The organism is Aliiroseovarius conchicola, assembly GCF_041403445.1.
In the GTDB taxonomy this organism is placed as follows: domain Bacteria; phylum Pseudomonadota; class Alphaproteobacteria; order Rhodobacterales; family Rhodobacteraceae; genus Aliiroseovarius; species Aliiroseovarius conchicola.
The window spans coordinates 499,182-514,272 of sequence record NZ_JBGEHL010000001.1; the positions used below are offsets into that span (position 1 = coordinate 499,182).

General features: G+C 55.2%; 15 protein-coding genes and 1 tRNA gene. 5 read left to right on the top strand and 11 right to left on the bottom strand.

The features are described 5' to 3' along the window. Positions 1 to 49: 49 nt before the first annotated feature. The 8 genes from V6N04_RS02420 to V6N04_RS02455 all read right to left on the bottom strand — a co-directional run bounded on the left by V6N04_RS02420 (position 50) and on the right by V6N04_RS02455 (position 7,993). Positions 50 to 124 (bottom strand) — tRNA-Gln (locus tag V6N04_RS02420). Positions 125 to 320: 196 nt separating this feature from the next. Beyond that, complete coding sequence (locus tag V6N04_RS02425; RefSeq protein ID WP_371168518.1) at positions 321 to 1,772, bottom strand: phosphomannomutase/phosphoglucomutase; 1,452 nt, start codon at positions 1,770 to 1,772, stop codon at positions 321 to 323. Then, positions 1,772 to 2,602: a 3-deoxy-8-phosphooctulonate synthase gene (gene kdsA, locus V6N04_RS02430; RefSeq protein WP_371168519.1), complete on the bottom strand. Its 831-nt coding sequence runs from the start codon at positions 2,600 to 2,602 to the stop codon at positions 1,772 to 1,774. Before kdsA ends, V6N04_RS02425 begins: the two co-directional genes overlap by 1 nt. Position 2,603: 1 nt before the next feature. Beyond that, positions 2,604 to 4,304, bottom strand: a complete 1,701-nt coding sequence (locus V6N04_RS02435) for a KpsE/RkpR family capsule polysaccharide export protein (RefSeq protein ID WP_371168520.1) — start codon at positions 4,302 to 4,304, stop codon at positions 2,604 to 2,606. Beyond that, positions 4,282 to 4,941: an ABC transporter ATP-binding protein gene (locus tag V6N04_RS02440; RefSeq protein WP_371168521.1), complete on the bottom strand. Its 660-nt coding sequence runs from the start codon at positions 4,939 to 4,941 to the stop codon at positions 4,282 to 4,284. The genes V6N04_RS02435 and V6N04_RS02440 overlap by 23 nt, the downstream gene beginning before the upstream one ends. 214 nt (positions 4,942 to 5,155) lie before the next feature. Further along, complete coding sequence (locus tag V6N04_RS02445; RefSeq protein WP_371168522.1) at positions 5,156 to 6,454, bottom strand: Na+/H+ antiporter NhaA; 1,299 nt, start codon at positions 6,452 to 6,454, stop codon at positions 5,156 to 5,158. 146 nt (positions 6,455 to 6,600) lie between these two features. Then, the gene (locus V6N04_RS02450) at positions 6,601 to 7,659 is read right to left on the bottom strand and encodes a permease (protein ID WP_371168523.1); all 1,059 of its coding nucleotides are present in this window, start codon (positions 7,657 to 7,659) and stop codon (positions 6,601 to 6,603) included. Continuing rightward, complete coding sequence (locus V6N04_RS02455; protein WP_371168524.1) at positions 7,652 to 7,993, bottom strand: ArsR/SmtB family transcription factor; 342 nt, start codon at positions 7,991 to 7,993, stop codon at positions 7,652 to 7,654. Before V6N04_RS02455 ends, V6N04_RS02450 begins: the two co-directional genes overlap by 8 nt. Positions 7,994 to 8,091: 98 nt before the next feature. Between V6N04_RS02455 and V6N04_RS02460 the strand changes: the two genes are divergently transcribed. Together V6N04_RS02460 and V6N04_RS02465 are read left to right on the top strand one after the other, a co-directional pair. Further along, positions 8,092 to 8,703 carry a uracil-DNA glycosylase family protein gene (locus V6N04_RS02460; RefSeq protein ID WP_371168525.1) on the top strand — a complete coding sequence of 204 codons (612 nt, stop codon included), beginning with the start codon at positions 8,092 to 8,094 and terminating at the stop codon, positions 8,701 to 8,703. Further along, entirely contained in the window at positions 8,700 to 9,488 is a 789-nt protein-coding gene (locus V6N04_RS02465) for an SseB family protein (protein WP_371168526.1), read from the top strand. The genes V6N04_RS02460 and V6N04_RS02465 overlap by 4 nt, the downstream gene beginning before the upstream one ends. A gap of 86 nt (positions 9,489 to 9,574) precedes the next feature. Here V6N04_RS02465 and V6N04_RS02470 read toward each other — a convergent pair whose 3' ends face one another. Both V6N04_RS02470 and V6N04_RS02475 read right to left on the bottom strand, forming a co-directional pair. Further along, entirely contained in the window at positions 9,575 to 11,134 is a 1,560-nt protein-coding gene (locus V6N04_RS02470) for an alkaline phosphatase PhoX (RefSeq protein WP_371168527.1), read from the bottom strand. A 124-nt stretch (positions 11,135 to 11,258) separates the two neighbouring features. Further along, the gene (locus tag V6N04_RS02475) at positions 11,259 to 11,510 is read right to left on the bottom strand and encodes an accessory factor UbiK family protein (RefSeq protein WP_371168528.1); all 252 of its coding nucleotides are present in this window, start codon (positions 11,508 to 11,510) and stop codon (positions 11,259 to 11,261) included. A gap of 92 nt (positions 11,511 to 11,602) precedes the next feature. On the opposite strand from V6N04_RS02475, the gene lgt reads away from it, so the two are divergent. From lgt to pgeF, 3 genes are read left to right on the top strand one after another with little or no spacing between them, the layout of a single operon-like run. Beyond that, positions 11,603 to 12,511, top strand: a complete 909-nt coding sequence (gene lgt / locus V6N04_RS02480; RefSeq protein WP_371168529.1) for a prolipoprotein diacylglyceryl transferase — start codon at positions 11,603 to 11,605, stop codon at positions 12,509 to 12,511. Further along, positions 12,508 to 13,596 carry a class I SAM-dependent methyltransferase gene (locus tag V6N04_RS02485; RefSeq protein ID WP_371168530.1) on the top strand — a complete coding sequence of 363 codons (1,089 nt, stop codon included), beginning with the start codon at positions 12,508 to 12,510 and terminating at the stop codon, positions 13,594 to 13,596. Before lgt ends, V6N04_RS02485 begins: the two co-directional genes overlap by 4 nt. Beyond that, the gene (gene pgeF, locus V6N04_RS02490; protein WP_371168531.1) at positions 13,593 to 14,351 is read left to right on the top strand and encodes a peptidoglycan editing factor PgeF; all 759 of its coding nucleotides are present in this window, start codon (positions 13,593 to 13,595) and stop codon (positions 14,349 to 14,351) included. Before V6N04_RS02485 ends, pgeF begins: the two co-directional genes overlap by 4 nt. Here pgeF and V6N04_RS02495 read toward each other — a convergent pair. Continuing rightward, positions 14,348 to 14,848: an Lrp/AsnC family transcriptional regulator gene (locus tag V6N04_RS02495; protein ID WP_371168532.1), complete on the bottom strand. Its 501-nt coding sequence runs from the start codon at positions 14,846 to 14,848 to the stop codon at positions 14,348 to 14,350. The genes pgeF and V6N04_RS02495 overlap by 4 nt on opposite strands. Positions 14,849 to 15,091: the final 243 nt, after the last annotated feature.

Genomic DNA, 15,091 nt, shown 5'->3' on the forward strand with positions numbered 1-15,091 from the left:
GCAAGTGAGTCGACGAGGCAGATATCTGAGCTGTTCGAAGGGAAAAGCTTGGCTGGGGTGGTAGGATTCGAACCTACGGTACACTGTACCAAAAACAGTTGCCTTACCACTTGGCTACACCCCAACGGTGCGCGCTTTCCTAGCCAAAGCGCCGCTAGGGTGCAACCCCCAAACAGAGGAATTTTTCAGAATCAGATATCTATTGAACCGGGCCAGTTGGAGGAGCAGCGCACTGCATCAACCGCTTGACCTACAAAGCTGAAAGTCTCCGACATACAACGGCCCCAACTCGAGGCTCGCTGGGTACCACAGCGCTGCGATCAGTCTATCAGCTGATCGTATGCTCCGAAATCGCATGTGCTGCGGAGAACGGTGTCGAACGCGTTAAATAACGCGGCTAAATCGGCGTGGCTGTGCTGGCTCTCGCATACGACCACAAGGTTGGGCGTGTTCGATGATGCTCTGACCAGCGCCCAGTCGCCGTCTGCAAATTGCACCCGCGCACCATCGGCCGTGAGAATTTGTACGATCTCTCGATGGGCAATAGGTTCGCTGTTGCGACACATCTGTTCAAGCCGGCTGGTGAGCTTTTCGACCACCTTGTATTTCTGATCGTCCGGGCAGAAAGGCGAAAGGGTCGGCGATGTCCAACACTGTGGAAGGTCGGCAGCCAATTGGGAGACAGAATCGGACTTACGCCGGTCCATCAACTCGCAGAGACGAAGTGCAACGGCCGGGGCACAATCGTAGCCGCGACCGAGTGGCGGAGCGAAATAGAAATGCCCGGACTTCTCGAACGCGGCAAACGCCCCAGATTGCCGCAGGGCCTGTTTCATGTGGCTATGCCCAGTCTTACAATAGCTTACATGTACATCATTTTTCGCCAGCACTGGGTCAGTCCCGTAAAGCCCGGTTGATTTCACGTCCACCAGAAGGCGCGCGCCCAGAAATCGCGGCGCAAGGTCTCGGGCAAGTAACAGGCCCAACCGGTCCGAGAAAATCTCTTCACCGTTCTCGTCCACGATACCAATTCGGTCCCCATCCCCGTCAAAGCCCAAACCAAGATCTGCGCTGTGTTCGCGGACAACTTCCCCCATATCCCGCAACATCTCCAGATTCTCGGGGTTGGGGTTATAATGCGGAAAGGCATGGTCAAGGTTGCAATGCCGCTCGATCACTTCGACCCCAGCGCGGCGCAGAATTTCGGGCACAAATGCGCCCGCCGTGCCGTTTCCCGTGGCACACACAACCCGCAAGGGGCGAGCGATCGAGACGCCTGTGACAAGATCGTCAATATAGGCTTTTTTCAGGCCTGACACTCGGGTTATCCCACCACCTGATCTAGGCTTGAACGCCTGCGTCATGACGATGTGTTTTAACTCAGCAACATCTTCTGGACCGAGCGTCGAAGAGAAATCGCAGCCAAATTTCACACCGGTCCAACCATTTGGATTGTGGCTGGCCGTTACCATTGCAACATTGTTAATGCCTAGGTGATATTGGGCGAAGTAGGCGGCAGGTGACAAAACCATGCCGATATCGGAGACCCAAAGACCCGCCGCAGTTAAGCCCCCTGCAAGCGCATCCTTCGCATCAGCAGAATAGCTTCTATAGTCGTGCCCCAGCACAATCTCCAACCCGTTCCCGCGGTTCTGGAGCAAAGTACCAAAGCCAAGTCCGACACGGTAGAGGCCTTCTAAGTCAATATCCTCTGGATAGCGCCATCTAACATCATATTCACGAAATCCGCTTGGGCAAATTCGCACATCCATCAGCGCAGGGGCCTTTGCTTTGCAAGCCGGTCGAACGCTGCAAGATCGGCGACAATCTGATCCATCTGATCCAGCGGCACCATATTTGGTCCGTCCGACGGCGCGTTGTCCGGGTCAGGGTGTGTCTCCATGAACACCCCAGCGATTCCAAGCGATACCGCCGCGCGGGCCAAAACCGGTACGAACTCTCTTTGCCCGCCAGACGACGTCCCCTGCCCGCCCGGCATTTGCACTGCGTGTGTGGCATCCATGATGACAGGGAACCCCGTTGTCATCATACGTGGCAATGCACGCATGTCTGTAACCAGAGTATTGTAACCAAAGGAAGTTCCACGCTCGGTCAACATGATCTGTTTATTGCCGGCTGAAACGACCTTTTCAGCGACATGATCCATGTCCCACGGCGCCAGGAACTGTCCCTTCTTAATATTGACCGGGCGTCCCGTCTTGGCGGCTGCAATTAACAAGTCTGTTTGCCGGCAAAGGAAAGCGGGTATCTGTAAAATATCGACGACGCTTGCCACTTCGTCGCACTGATCGGGCAAATGGACGTCAGTCAGAACCGGCAGATTCAATCGCTTTTTTACTTCGGCAAGAGCAACAAGGCCGCGATCCAGGCCCGGGCCACGGCGCCCTGACACTGAAGTTCGGTTGGCCTTGTCGAACGAAGCCTTAAAGACGTAGCCGACGCCTTGTCTCGCACAGACTTCCGATACGAAGCCTGCTATGTCGACCGCGTGATCGACGCTCTCCAACTGGCAAGGGCCAGCAATGATCGTCAACCGTTGATCGTTGCCGATTTGGATATCGCCGACGCCAATACGCTTCATATCAGGCTGACACCTGTTCGCGCAGAATAGAGCCTGTGATCGACGCCATCAAATACACGCCCGAAAAGATCAGGAACGCGAGTATCGTGTTCTCAAACGATCGGGGATAGGTTGGTTCGTCGGGCGCAACAGGCCGCACGCCAAGCTCCAGATACCGTGTCTGCTTGTTGGCTTCGACTCGTGCAACTTCGAGCTGCTGGAGGGACTGTTGCATCAGCACCGTACGTGTTTCCAGATTGGTCTGTGCGATTCTAAGCCTACCGCTAATCGACGCGAGTGACCCGTTTTCTCCACCAGCTTCAGTTAGCCTGCCACGAAGTTCGGCGATCAAGGCCTCAAGTCGTCCGATATCACCGCGAAGGCCATCGACCCGGGCCTTGTTCGGTCTGGTGTTGTCGAGAAGCTGCTGAAGGCTCAGTCGTTTTTCTTGCAGCTGACTTTCAAAACCCGTGACCTGAGCCATCAGCGCAGAAGCATCCGAGGTGGCATCGAAAACCCCCATTTCTTCCTGTAGTCGCAGCACTTCAGCCTGCGCTGTCAGCATGTCCCGCTCTGCCTTGTCATAGCTCGCAATAGACCCTTCCATTTGGTCTTCGCGCAGGCGCTGGGTCAGATTGTCAACGCGCTGTTCAGCATAAGAAATCAGAGCTTCCGAGAAATCCTCGCTGAGTGCAGGAGTGGGCGCGACAACTTCCATTCGCATGATACCTTCTGTTGGATCATACCCGATCTTTACGTATTTCTTGTAAAGTTTGTAGGCCTGCTCGTTCGACGCATCGGGACCTAACCGTTGAATAACATCGATGTCAGGCGCCGAGAACACCGCCTTATAACCAAGGTCTTGGTTCAATCGGAGCATCGCATCGCGAGAGGTTAGATAGCTCTGCACGGTAATACTGTCCTGCGACGTGGCAAGCCCGGACCCCGCGAACAAACCGCCCAAGCCCCCTCCCCCAGCGCCATCGGCTTTTTGGATCACAAACTCAGTCTTCGTGGCGTACATCGGCGTTGCATAGTTATAATAATAAATGCCCGCGATGATCGTCGGCAGAAACACAAAAAACGCGAGCCGCGCAAAGAGAAATGCGAGCTTGCGCCGTCGTCTGCGCACGATATCCATTTGGATTTCACGCACTGTCCTTGCCCGATCCGTATCATCGTAAACGTGGTTTGCGGGCAAGCGAGGAGCATTTAGAGGCTGAGGCAGATTGCTGGAGCCCCCCAATCCTCGGCCACCGCCATCGGCGCCTACCAGCTCCAGCATGTTCGACCGCTTAAAGGGGTCAATCCCTGCACGACGTAGCTTCAACACTGCGTCGAAATCCGACTCCACCGCAATACCATGCTTCTGTGCAACCCGACGTGCCATGCGCAATTGACGGCCTGTAAGACCCTCTTTTCGTATCGCTTCAATCTCAGCATAGTCAGTGTCTTCTGCCTCTCCGGCAGTCGCAGATGGTTTTTGTGTGAAACCTTCTTTAGGGAATCCATCCTCGGTTGGCGCTTGGGCAAGCTCTTCCAGAGGGTTAGGTTTTGACGAACTGTCCGAAGCGGCAGTGGCTTCGCCGTTGTTTTGTTCCGTCGCAGCTTGCAAACGCTGCGCGAATACGTCGCCGCCTTTTGCACCCGCAGGGGCATCGGGATTGCCCAAACGCGACGAGCGGCTGATGCGAAATTTCTTAGCCCTGGGTTTGGTAGTCATACAACCGTTTCGCTTCTTCCAAAGTTTCGAACATATAAAACTGGCCATCCCGCAACACGGCTGCGGACTGACAAAACTTCTCTAGCGTTTCTGCCTGGTGTGAGACGACGATCACTGTCGAGCGTTCCAACCGCTCCCGCAGGACATTACCCGCCTTTCGGTTAAATTCAGCATCTGTCGCCTGTGGCATCCCTTCGTCGATCAAATACATATCAAAATCCAACGCTAGCAGAAGTGAAAACGTAAATCGCGACATCATCCCCGAACTGTAGGTCGATACAGGAAAGTCGTAGTATTCTTCTAACCCACACAACCAGCGCGTAAACGCTTCGATATAATCCGGATCCAGGCCATAAATCTGAGCGATATACCGCGCATTTTCCTTGGCCGAGAGCTTCTTAATTACGCCACCCATGAAGCCAAGCGGGAAGGATATCCGGCAGTTGCGGTGGATTTCACCCTCGTCCGGTTTCTCAAGCCCCGCCATCATATTGATCAAAGTCGTCTTGCCCGTACCATTGGGGGCCAGAATGCCCAGAGACTTCCCCAGCTCAACCCGAAAGGACACATTGTCGAGAATGACCTTGCGTTGTTGTCCCGTCCAAAAGGACTTGCTGACATTGTCAAATTCGAGCATTCGCGGCTCCGGCACTGCTATCACCTGTTGTTTCTACACAGGCTTTCTTAACGTAGCGCTATAATCGCTTACTTAGGCAGCATTATGTCGAAAACCACCGCGAAAACTCAATGGCCAGGTAGAAAACGCGGGGAATTATTCAAGAAAAATGTCATCATTTAAACCGCTAGATCGACCCAACATGGGTAATATGCAACCGTGTTAGGCCTGTTGACTAGTTGTTTTGCTTTTGCACTCGAAAGACTTTTCCCGCTGCGATCGACAAGAATACAGCGCCAAAGCTGAACAGCGCACCCATTTTCGCTCCGTCCTGAACCGGGCCAGCTGGGAAGGCGACGGACGCAATAAACAGCGAAACCGTAAAGCCAATAGCCGCAACAAAACCAATGACTATCAAATCAATCGAACGCATACCGGCAGGCAACCCAAGCCGCATAGGATAGGCCGCAAGCCATCCCATTAAAAAGATCCCAACAGGCTTACCGATAATAAGACCAGCAAGGACCAGCCATGTCGCTTCGGAGATCGCGTTGAACTCTACCCCCGCATTCAGCAGGCCGAAGAAGAATAGGACGATGTCGACCGGAATAGCCAACGCATGCTCCATCTGGTTCAGCGTATCGGTTAGGTATTTTTCAACCTCAGCAAACAATCCAAACGCGCGATCGGCGTGCGGGATTGCCGGGATCACGGGCAGCAGACCCAAAGCTGGGTGAATGCCAGCTTGGGCAAATCCATACCAGCTCAGACACCCTGCAATGGCGTAAGGGTGCCAGCCGAAGTTTTTTCGAATCCATGTTGAACGAGGGCGCAGCTGATTGCCGCGATCCAAGTACCGAGGCAGATAGTTGAACAGCAGGTATACCGAAGCAGAGGCCGTAACTGACAACAGTAGCCAGATCGGTGCCAGCTCTCCTGTGGGATAAAAAATCGCCAGAATAATCAGCCCTGCCGCATCATCAGCGATGGCCAATAACAACAAGAAGCGAACAGCCGGGTGTCCTGCTCCGAATACAATCCGGCCCACAAGATAACTGAAGGCGATGTCGGTCGCTGTCGGAACCGCCCAGCCACGGGCCACAGCATCGAAGGTCGACGACCCAAGAAAATATGCAATTCCCAGATAGACCGCAATCGGCCCAAGCATGCCACCGGCCGTTGCCACCAACGGTGTCGCGGCCTTCTTACCACGTAATGATCCGTTCTTAAGGATAACGGCTTCCCACACTTCTTTACCCGCAATAGCAAAGAACAGCGCCATAAGCATGTCATTGATAAGATAGTGAAATGTGACAACTTTCTCCACGTCACCATATTCGAAATGATGCGCCGCGTTGCCGTAAGCGTGTTCCCAATGGTGGATGTCCACGCCGATCCAACCGTTAAACCAAAGTGGGTATTCCACCACATGATGATAAGAGTGTGGATCAATATTGGCCCAAACCAGTGCAACAACAGCGCCACTGATCAGAAGAATCGAATAGGTCGAAACGAAATTCCAAACGCGATACATGAATTGCCTTATCCTGTTTTGATGAACAGGTCGCGGCCCAGCGGCTTGCATCCAAGGCACGACCAGCCATTTTCGTTAACATCTGAAAATACTGCAACAGAAGTGAAACGACAATGGCTGACCGGCAAGCCCGGGCTTAGATGTGGTCAGGCGATGGCTCCCCATGCCAAGCCAGCAATTACCGCTCCGATCATCGCCAACCCAAGATACGCGGCAAAAACACGGGGTTTGACCAACGCCCACACCGCAATAGCCGCAGGGATGCAACTGACGCCACCAGCGATGACAAAGGACATCGCCGCGCCGTTTGACATGCCTTGCTCAAGCAAAGCTGCAACCATCGGTACAGCGGCATAGCCGTTCAAATAGGCCGGCGCGCCGACGAGGGCCCCCAGCAAGATCGGACCGATACCCGAGCCACCCAACACCTGTGCCACCATTTCAGCGGGCACATAGCGCAACATCAACGCCTCGATCATGTAGGCCAACAGCAGCCACTTGCTGAGAAAGAGCATGTTTTCAAGCGCAGTATCGCGGAAAGTTTGGCGGCGATGAGCCTGATGCCAGAACTTCCAGTTCACATCGCCCGAATAGACATCGGCCCCTGAACCTGTCCCACAGCCTGACGACGCGCAGCAAGACGACACTGGCGCGTTCTTCAGTGGGTCTGCAAACAGCGCGGTTTTCGCAAAGGCGCGCACCGTGAACCCTCCAAACAGCCCGATCGAGATCGCGGCAGCCGCCTTGGCAATCGCGAAACCGCTGCCCAAGGTGCCCGCCGTAATCGCGAACATCGCGGGATCCATCAAAGGTGAAGACAACCAAAAGGCCATGACAGCAGACAAAGGCGCTCCGACGGCCAGAAGTGCGGCGATGAAGGGAATAACCTCGCATGAACAGAATGGAGACAGACCGCCCGCGAAAGCCGCTAGTGCGATCATTCGCACCTCTCGCCCTTCAAAAGCACGCGCCAGCAGGTTCTCGGCGCCCGTGGCCTTCAAGTATGCGACGGCCAGAATTGCAAACAGGATAAACGGTGCTGTGTGCATCAACGCAGTTAATGCGAAGGTAATCATCGGCCAAACTTCGGCCGGTGCGAACACCGCCAGCACCGCTGGGATCAGTAGGATAGTGACCCAGGCCTTATCGATCTTCCACTTTTTCGTGGGTGGATGTGACGGATGCGAATGGGTTGTGTCAGCCATGATCGTGACCCTTTCCTTCTGGGCAATCTGCGCAGCATTCTGAAAGGAGGTAGTCAGACAATGCACGCATAACGTCGTATTCTGCGGCGGCGCAAATGATGCTGCGCCCCTGCTTTTCTTGTGTGACCAATCCCGCTGCCGCGAGAATTTTCATATGATGGGTAAGCGTGGACCCAGTGACGCCGCAGCGTTCTCCAAGCGCTCCGATGGACAAACCATTGGGGCCTGCACGTACCAACGTACGCAGGACAGAGAGACGATGTTCGGAGCCTAAGGCTGCGAACTGAGATGCGGCGATATCGACATTCAACGGGTCAAAAGATTCTTGTTTCATATTTCTAGAAATATAGAAATGAATTCGAAACGCAACTCTTATTTCTATAATTATCGAAATATTGCATCCTCGCCCCCCTGACCCTACCTTCGTGAACCATGAGCACCCTCATCCAAGACATTGAAACCTGCCGAATTTGCACACAACGTTTTGCAGAGACAGAAACCGCGCATGCGCCACGTCCTGTAGTGTGGTTTCGACCCAATCCTCGGCTGCGGATAATCGGACAAGCTCCGGGGTTACGGGTTCATAAATCTGGCCTGCCCTTCGATGACCCGTCGGGTGATCGATTGAGGGACTGGATGGGCATCAGCCGGGACGTGTTCTATGACAAGTCGCGGATAGCTATTACGCCGATGGGGTTCTGCTTTCCCGGGTATGATGCCAAGGGCTCAGACCTTCCACCCCCGAAAATCTGTGCTGAGACCTGGGGGGATCGCGTTGACGCCGCACTTACCAATGTGCCGCTCACCCTTGTTGTCGGGGGCTATGCGCAAGCGCGTCACCTGGGCGGAAAGTCTGGCGTTACGACAACCGTCGCAAGTTGGCGTGATCATGCGCCACAGCTCTTTCCCTTGCCACATCCGTCTTGGCGCAATACCGGTTGGCTTAAGAAAAATCCGTGGTTTGAAGCCGACCTTCTGCCCGCCTTGCGCGCATGCGTATCCAAGGTCTTGGCACAGCCCACGCACCACAAGGACCCAGAATGACCGACCAAACCCGACTTGATGTTGCCCATGCCGCGATGCAGGCCGATCTGGACGATGACACCGCGCGGCTAGGGTTCTATGAGCGCCTTGCCGATGGCGAGTTGTTTTTGCTTTTGAAGCAAGAACCCGTGAACGACGATGTCGAACCCGAGGTTTTTGAGCTTGAGGATCGATCCTATGTGTTGGTGTTCGACCGCGAGGATCGGCTGGCCGAGTTCGTTGGTGCCGCCGCACCCTACGCTGCCCTGCCCGGTCGCGTCATAGCGGGAATATTGGCGGGGCAAGACATCGGGCTTGGTGTTAATTTAGGTGTTGCACCCTCATCAATCCTGATCCCGGCAGAGGCTCTGTCCTGGCTGTCAGACACTTTGGGGACCGGGCCAGAAACGGTGGACGCGCGCATTGCCGAGGTTCACGGCCCGTCTGCTCCAGCCGCATTGATCGCCGCTTTGGATACCAAATTGTCAAGCGCAGGTGGGCTTGCGCGCCACGCCTGCCTTGCAGGTGTAACGTATTCAGATGGCCGCAAAGGACATCTATTGGGCTTTATAGACGCCGCTTTCGGTGCCGAAAATGCACTGGCAGGTGCGGCGCAGGAGGCGCTGACATTTTCAGGGCTAGAGGCTGGCGTGATGGATGTCGGGTTCTTCAAAGGTGATGATCAGATTGCGGGCAAGCTTGAGGTCTTTGGCCTTCGCTTTGATCTGCCTGTACCCGTTGAACCCCAGCGGATTGAACCGGTCGCGCCCGGATCAGATCCAGAAAAGCCCCCGATTTTGAAGTAACGTGTGCTGGCAAAATAGGGGCTCTGTGACAAGAAAAACCGGGAGCTACCGGGCACAAGCTGCGCCCGGTATTTGAGTAATGACGATCAACCCTGTCCACGGGTCCAGACCCACATGGCATTGTTTTCGTGGTTACCGGTGTCTTCGCCGATGACAACTGATCCGTCCTTACGGACGATCAAATTATCGGGGTTGGAAATAGAGCTCACCGGGCAAGCGTTGGGCGCGTTGTCTTTGTTGTAGCCGTGGCCCGCCACAACCGGCACCATGGATGCGACATCGAAATCAGCATCGAGCTTCATTTCGTAAACCACACCGCACTTATTGGCTTCGAGGCGTACATCACCTTCGCCATCGGCCATGGTTTTCCCGATAGAGGACATCGCCACATACATATATGGAACCGAGCCGTCCTTTGCGCCATCATAGTTGATATTCACACCTTCCATCTTGCGAAATTCTGCCGTGGCACCTTTCGCGGCTGCGGCCTTGCGGCTTTCTAGGAAAGCGACACGGTCATCGTCGGCCTTACCGTCAGCCCAGGCCGCTACGTCGGCTTCAGTGATGTAGCTGTTTTGACCTTCGACAAAATCCGCAGGTGAAATGCCGTCATAGGCGCGTATCCAATCCTCGATTTTCTCGTTTGTGCCGTGGGCCAGTTCGATCCACTCGATATCAAATCCCGTCGTGGCGCTGTCGGCAGCGTTGCCGTCAACTTGCTGGGTCGCCTTCGCGGCATAAAGCGTTCCTGCGCTAAGGTCCCCGGCCACGTCAGCAATGAACTTGAAAAACACAACACCGGTACCATCATCGGACAAGTAGACCGTGCGGTTGTCGGGCATTACCACCGCATTTTCATGGCTGAAGCGACCAAGTGCGAAGTGTTTTACTGGAGCGGCAGCACCAACCGGGTCCGTAATCTCGACTATGTAGCCGTAGTCATATGGATTGGGATAGCTGCCCAGATAGGTCGCAAGATCCTGCTGTCCATCATGGTATTTGTACCCGGGATTGTTCCAGTCTGAAGAATTGTCGAAGTATAGTTCCTCTGAGGAAAGCGGTGTCTTCCATGGCGACATTGTGCCGAAACAGTTGACCCAAGTGCCGCGAACACCAGAAAAGTCGATCATCGACACGTCGCCGACTGACCAAGTCCCATCCGGGCTGCGGGTCAAAGCCGCGCGGCTCATCCCACCTGGGCGGTTCTCCCAGTTGGTAAACAAAAGTCCCGAGCTTTCGCCCGTTGGCACAAAGCCGTTGAAATCCGGGTCGTTTGAGGAGATCAGGTCTTTGCCCGCGATGGTTTTGATAATTCCGACGATCCCGTCATCGCCTTCCTGCATCAGAATCTGATAGTCGCCAAGGGTTGACACAACCCGGGCCTTATCAGCGGCTGCGATCGGAGCAGGCAAGTTGGCAGCCTGCCAATTCACATTTGAAATAACGCCCACACTGGCCTTAGAGAATGGCCCTTGCAGGTCTTTTTCGGGATGTTGCGTGTTGAAAAATAGGTCTGGACCTTGCTCATAGATGCCTGTGATCTCGGCACCAAGCTGCACGGTAGCAACGCGGGTCAGGCTATCTGCGAAAAGGGCGGCGGGTGTCAGCGACGTGGCAGCCAGAAGGCAGGCGAGCGTCTTTCTCATCGGTGTACTCCTGAAGTTGGCAGCGCGCGTGTTGCGCGCTTGCCTGCCAACTAGCCGCGATATGTAACACCTGAAAAACAGACGAGTAACAGAATGATCACGATCACCTGTCTGCCTGTCCGTATCAGCCCTTGGACTTCTTCGTTTCCAACGCGTCAATGCGCGCGCGAAGGGCTTCGTTTTCCTCTCGGGCTTTCTGCGCCATGGCGCGTACTGCGTCGAATTCCTCGCGGGTGACGAAATCTCGGTCAGCCAGCCAGCGGTCCATCCAGCTTTTCATCGCTGTTTCTGCTTCGTCCTTTGCGCCCTGAGCCACGCCCATCGCGTTTGTCATCAACTGGGACATATCGTCCAAAATTTTGTTGCGGGTTTGCATCGGCATCTCCTTGCTTGTTGAAACCTATATGGGGGTTGGGTCGCGCAGAGACAAGCTTGACTTGCCCCACCTGTCAGGGTCAGGAATGCGCCATGTTGTTGGCCATCCCCTTTCCCGCCCTGTCGCCCGAGATCTTCTCGATCGAGATTGGTAGCTTCTCGTTTGCCCTTCGCTGGTATGCAGTGGGGTATCTTATCGGAATCGCCATCGGATGGTGGATCATTGCACGCGCCATCGCACGGTCTGATTTGTGGACAAATGACCCACCAATCACCCGCGCGCAGCTGGAGGATCTGGCAACATGGGCCATTCTGGGCATCGTCTTGGGTGGCAGGCTTGGTTACGTGCTGTTCTACGAACGCGCCTATTTCATAGAGAACCCATGGGATGTTCCCAAGGTATGGACCGGTGGGATGTCTTTTCACGGTGGGTTTTTGGGCGTTATTCTCGTTACTTGGGTATTTGCGCGCCGTCATAACATTAAAACCGCAGAACTTGCCGATCTCATGGCGATCGCGGCCCCGATCGGCATCGGATTGGTCCGCATCACAAACTTCATCAATGCAGAGCTTTGGGGGCGTCCGACGACTGTGCCGTGGGGTGTCATTTTTCCCGGCGAAGCAGCGCAAACCTGTCCGGGTTGGGATGCAGCACTGGGGGCCTGCGCGCGGCATCCAAGCCAGCTTTATGAAGCCTTGCTTGAGGGGATCGTGCTGGGTGTGGTCCTGCTAATTCTCGCCTTCCGTCACGGGTGGTTTAAGCGTCCCGGGATGCTGACTGGAATGTTCTTTTTGGGGTACGGACTGGCAAGGTTCGCGGTCGAGTTTTTTCGGCAGGCCGACGCGCAGTTCATCACGATGGATAACCCCTTCGGATACGTCGTCCACATTGGTCAGTGGGGTCTAACCATGGGACAGACCCTAACCTTGCCGATGATCGCGATTGGCATCGGAACACTCATCTGGGCCTCACGACGCACACCTGAAAAGGCGCCCCAGTGACCGCGCTTGCCGATATATTGCGACGCCGGATCAGCACGATCGGGCCGATATCCATCGCAGACTACATGGCCGAATGCCTCATGTATCCAGACCATGGCTACTACGCGACCCGAGACCCGTTCGGCGCATCCGGTGACTTCATCACGGCCCCTGAAATCACTCAGATGTTTGGCGAGATGTTGGGATTGGCGGTGGCCCAGGCTTGGGTTGATCAGGGATCACCTGCCCGTTTTTCGTTGGTGGAACTTGGACCCGGACGCGGTACATTGATGGCCGATATGCTGCGCGCTACGGCTGGGGTGCCGGGCTTTCAGAAAGCGATGGATTTACATCTGATCGAAACCTCGCCCGTCCTACGCAGCGCCCAAACCACGGCGCTCGCCCCCTACTCCGTCACGCATCATGACACAGCGGATACGTTACCCAATTCACCCTTGTTTGTTGTTGCAAACGAGTTCTTCGACGCCCTGCCTGTTCGACAATTTGTCCGGGACGGCGACGGTTGGCGCGAACGGCAGGTTGGCTTGACAGAGGGACAACTTGGGCTTGGTTTGACGGCACCTTTACCTGTGCGTGATCTAAGCCATCGGTTAAACGACACACAGGATGGCGACATTGTTGAACTCTGCCCGGGCGCATCTGCGATTATAGCTCAGATTGCGACTCGGATCGAAACATATGGCGGAGCCGCCCTGATCCTTGATTATGGAGATTGGCGGTCGGTCGGGGATACGCTGCAGGCGGTGTCGGCGCACAAATACGTCGATATACTTGCCGCACCGGGCGAGGCTGACCTGACCGCTCATGTCGATTTCGAGGCGCTGGTCCATGCCGCCCCTGCCCTGACACCGCATCTGTTAACCCCACAAGGGGTATTCCTTGAACGGCTGGGCATCACCGGACGCGCCCAAACACTTGCAGAGAAACTCAGCGGAGAGGCGCTTGAGGCGCATATCGCCGCACACCGGCGCTTGACGCATCCGGATGAAATGGGGACGCTCTTCAAAGTGCTGGGACTGACTCGCGCAGATGCGCCACACCTGCCTGGCCTTTCTCGAAACGCTATGAAAACCGGCCTTGAATGACCCTTGAAATCATCACCTCAGACGCGCTCTTGCCTGTAAAGCACGGTTTCTTCACTCGGCGCGGCGGCGCCTCGTCTGGCGTTTATGCTGGACTGAATTGCGGGACAGGGAGCCAAGACCAAACCGAGGTGGTGTCGATCAATCGCGCCCGTGTGGCCGATGCGATGGACGTCCAACAGGACCACCTATGTGGTGTTTGGCAGGTGCACTCCGCAGACGTCGTATCCGTCGATGACACAATGACCGGAGAAAAACCGAAAGCCGATGCTATTGTAACGGCGACGCCGGGACTGGCGCTCTCTATTCTAACGGCCGATTGCCAACCTGTTCTGTTTTCGGACCCGGACGCTAGTGTGATTGGCGCAGCGCATGCGGGTTGGAAGGGGGCGTTGGACGGAGTCCTCGAGGCAACACTGAATGCAATGGAAGCTTTGGGCGCCGCGCGTGGCAACATCACCGCAGTCATCGGTCCTTCGATCAGTCAGAGCGCTTATGAAGTCGGCCCTGAATTTCTTGACAGGTTTTTGGACGCGGATCCGGAATACAGTCGGTTTTTCGCCGGTGCCGACGGTGACAAAGCGATGTTCGATCTACCAGCGTTCGGGCTGTACCGGCTGCGCGCGGCGGGCGTGGGTCATGCTGAATGGGTGCGTTATTGCACATATTCAGACCCCGACCGTTTCTACTCGTATCGAAGAAGCTGTCATCAGAACGAGGCCGACTACGGGCGCCTCATCTCGACCATTCGGCTTTAGGGCGCTTCTTCCAAACGTGCTTCAAGCACATCGAACGGCACCCCCGGCTCGTCTTTCGCCCCTCGAATAACAAGTGACGTTTTGACCGACGCCACGTTTTCTGCCGCGGTCAGTTCTTCGGTCAAAAAGCTCTGAAATGTCGACAAGTCAGGAGCGACGCATTTCAGGACAAAATCCACCTCACCATTCAGCATGTGGCATTCTCGAACCAACGACCAGCCTCGGCACTGCTCCTCGAACGCTGACAGGTCGGCCTCGGCCTGACTGACAAGCCCAACCATAGCAAAGACTTGTACTTCAAACCCAAGCGCACGAGCGTCCACATCCGCGTGATAGCCACGGATCAGCCCTTGTTCCTCCAACGTCCGCACCCGGCGTAAACAAGGTGGCGCCGAAATGCCCACCCGTTTGGCCAGTTCGACATTCGTCATGCGGCCATCAGCCTGAAGCTCGGCCAGAATCATGCGATCAATCGGATCAAGTTTGCTTACAGACATTGATTAACCTTCTTAGGAGGGCGCGCGAAGACCCTGTTTGGACAGGGCTTTCGTCGGAAGTTGCGCGAAGACTACTCTTGCGCGATTGAATGCGCAACAATCTTTCGTCCATGCGCAAGATAATTTCCGGACCAGATAAGCCATCAAAGAAACGTGTTGTAGGTGGCAGGCATCACAGTTGGGGTTCCCTCGGACCCCGAGCGGCCTTATATGCGTTGGGAAACCAGAATGCTCAAGGGAATT

Bases quoted from the DNA above. Each gene is read 5' to 3' on its own strand.
- V6N04_RS02425 (WP_371168518.1), bottom strand. From the start codon at position 1,772: ATGGATGTGCGAATTTGCCCAAGCGGATTTCGTGAATATGATGTTAGA.
- kdsA (WP_371168519.1), bottom strand. From the start codon at position 2,602: ATGAAGCGTATTGGCGTCGGCGATATCCAAATCGGCAACGATCAACGG.
- V6N04_RS02435 (WP_371168520.1), bottom strand. From the start codon at position 4,304: ATGACTACCAAACCCAGGGCTAAGAAATTTCGCATCAGCCGCTCGTCG.
- V6N04_RS02440 (WP_371168521.1), bottom strand. From the start codon at position 4,941: ATGCTCGAATTTGACAATGTCAGCAAGTCCTTTTGGACGGGACAACAA.
- V6N04_RS02445 (WP_371168522.1), bottom strand. From the start codon at position 6,454: ATGTATCGCGTTTGGAATTTCGTTTCGACCTATTCGATTCTTCTGATC.
- V6N04_RS02450 (WP_371168523.1), bottom strand. From the start codon at position 7,659: ATGGCTGACACAACCCATTCGCATCCGTCACATCCACCCACGAAAAAG.
- V6N04_RS02455 (WP_371168524.1), bottom strand. From the start codon at position 7,993: ATGAAACAAGAATCTTTTGACCCGTTGAATGTCGATATCGCCGCATCT.
- V6N04_RS02460 (WP_371168525.1), top strand. From the start codon at position 8,092: ATGAGCACCCTCATCCAAGACATTGAAACCTGCCGAATTTGCACACAA.
- V6N04_RS02465 (WP_371168526.1), top strand. From the start codon at position 8,700: ATGACCGACCAAACCCGACTTGATGTTGCCCATGCCGCGATGCAGGCC.
- V6N04_RS02470 (WP_371168527.1), bottom strand. From the start codon at position 11,134: ATGAGAAAGACGCTCGCCTGCCTTCTGGCTGCCACGTCGCTGACACCC.
- V6N04_RS02475 (WP_371168528.1), bottom strand. From the start codon at position 11,510: ATGCAAACCCGCAACAAAATTTTGGACGATATGTCCCAGTTGATGACA.
- lgt (WP_371168529.1), top strand. From the start codon at position 11,603: ATGTTGTTGGCCATCCCCTTTCCCGCCCTGTCGCCCGAGATCTTCTCG.
- pgeF (WP_371168531.1), top strand. From the start codon at position 13,593: ATGACCCTTGAAATCATCACCTCAGACGCGCTCTTGCCTGTAAAGCAC.
- V6N04_RS02495 (WP_371168532.1), bottom strand. From the start codon at position 14,848: ATGTCTGTAAGCAAACTTGATCCGATTGATCGCATGATTCTGGCCGAG.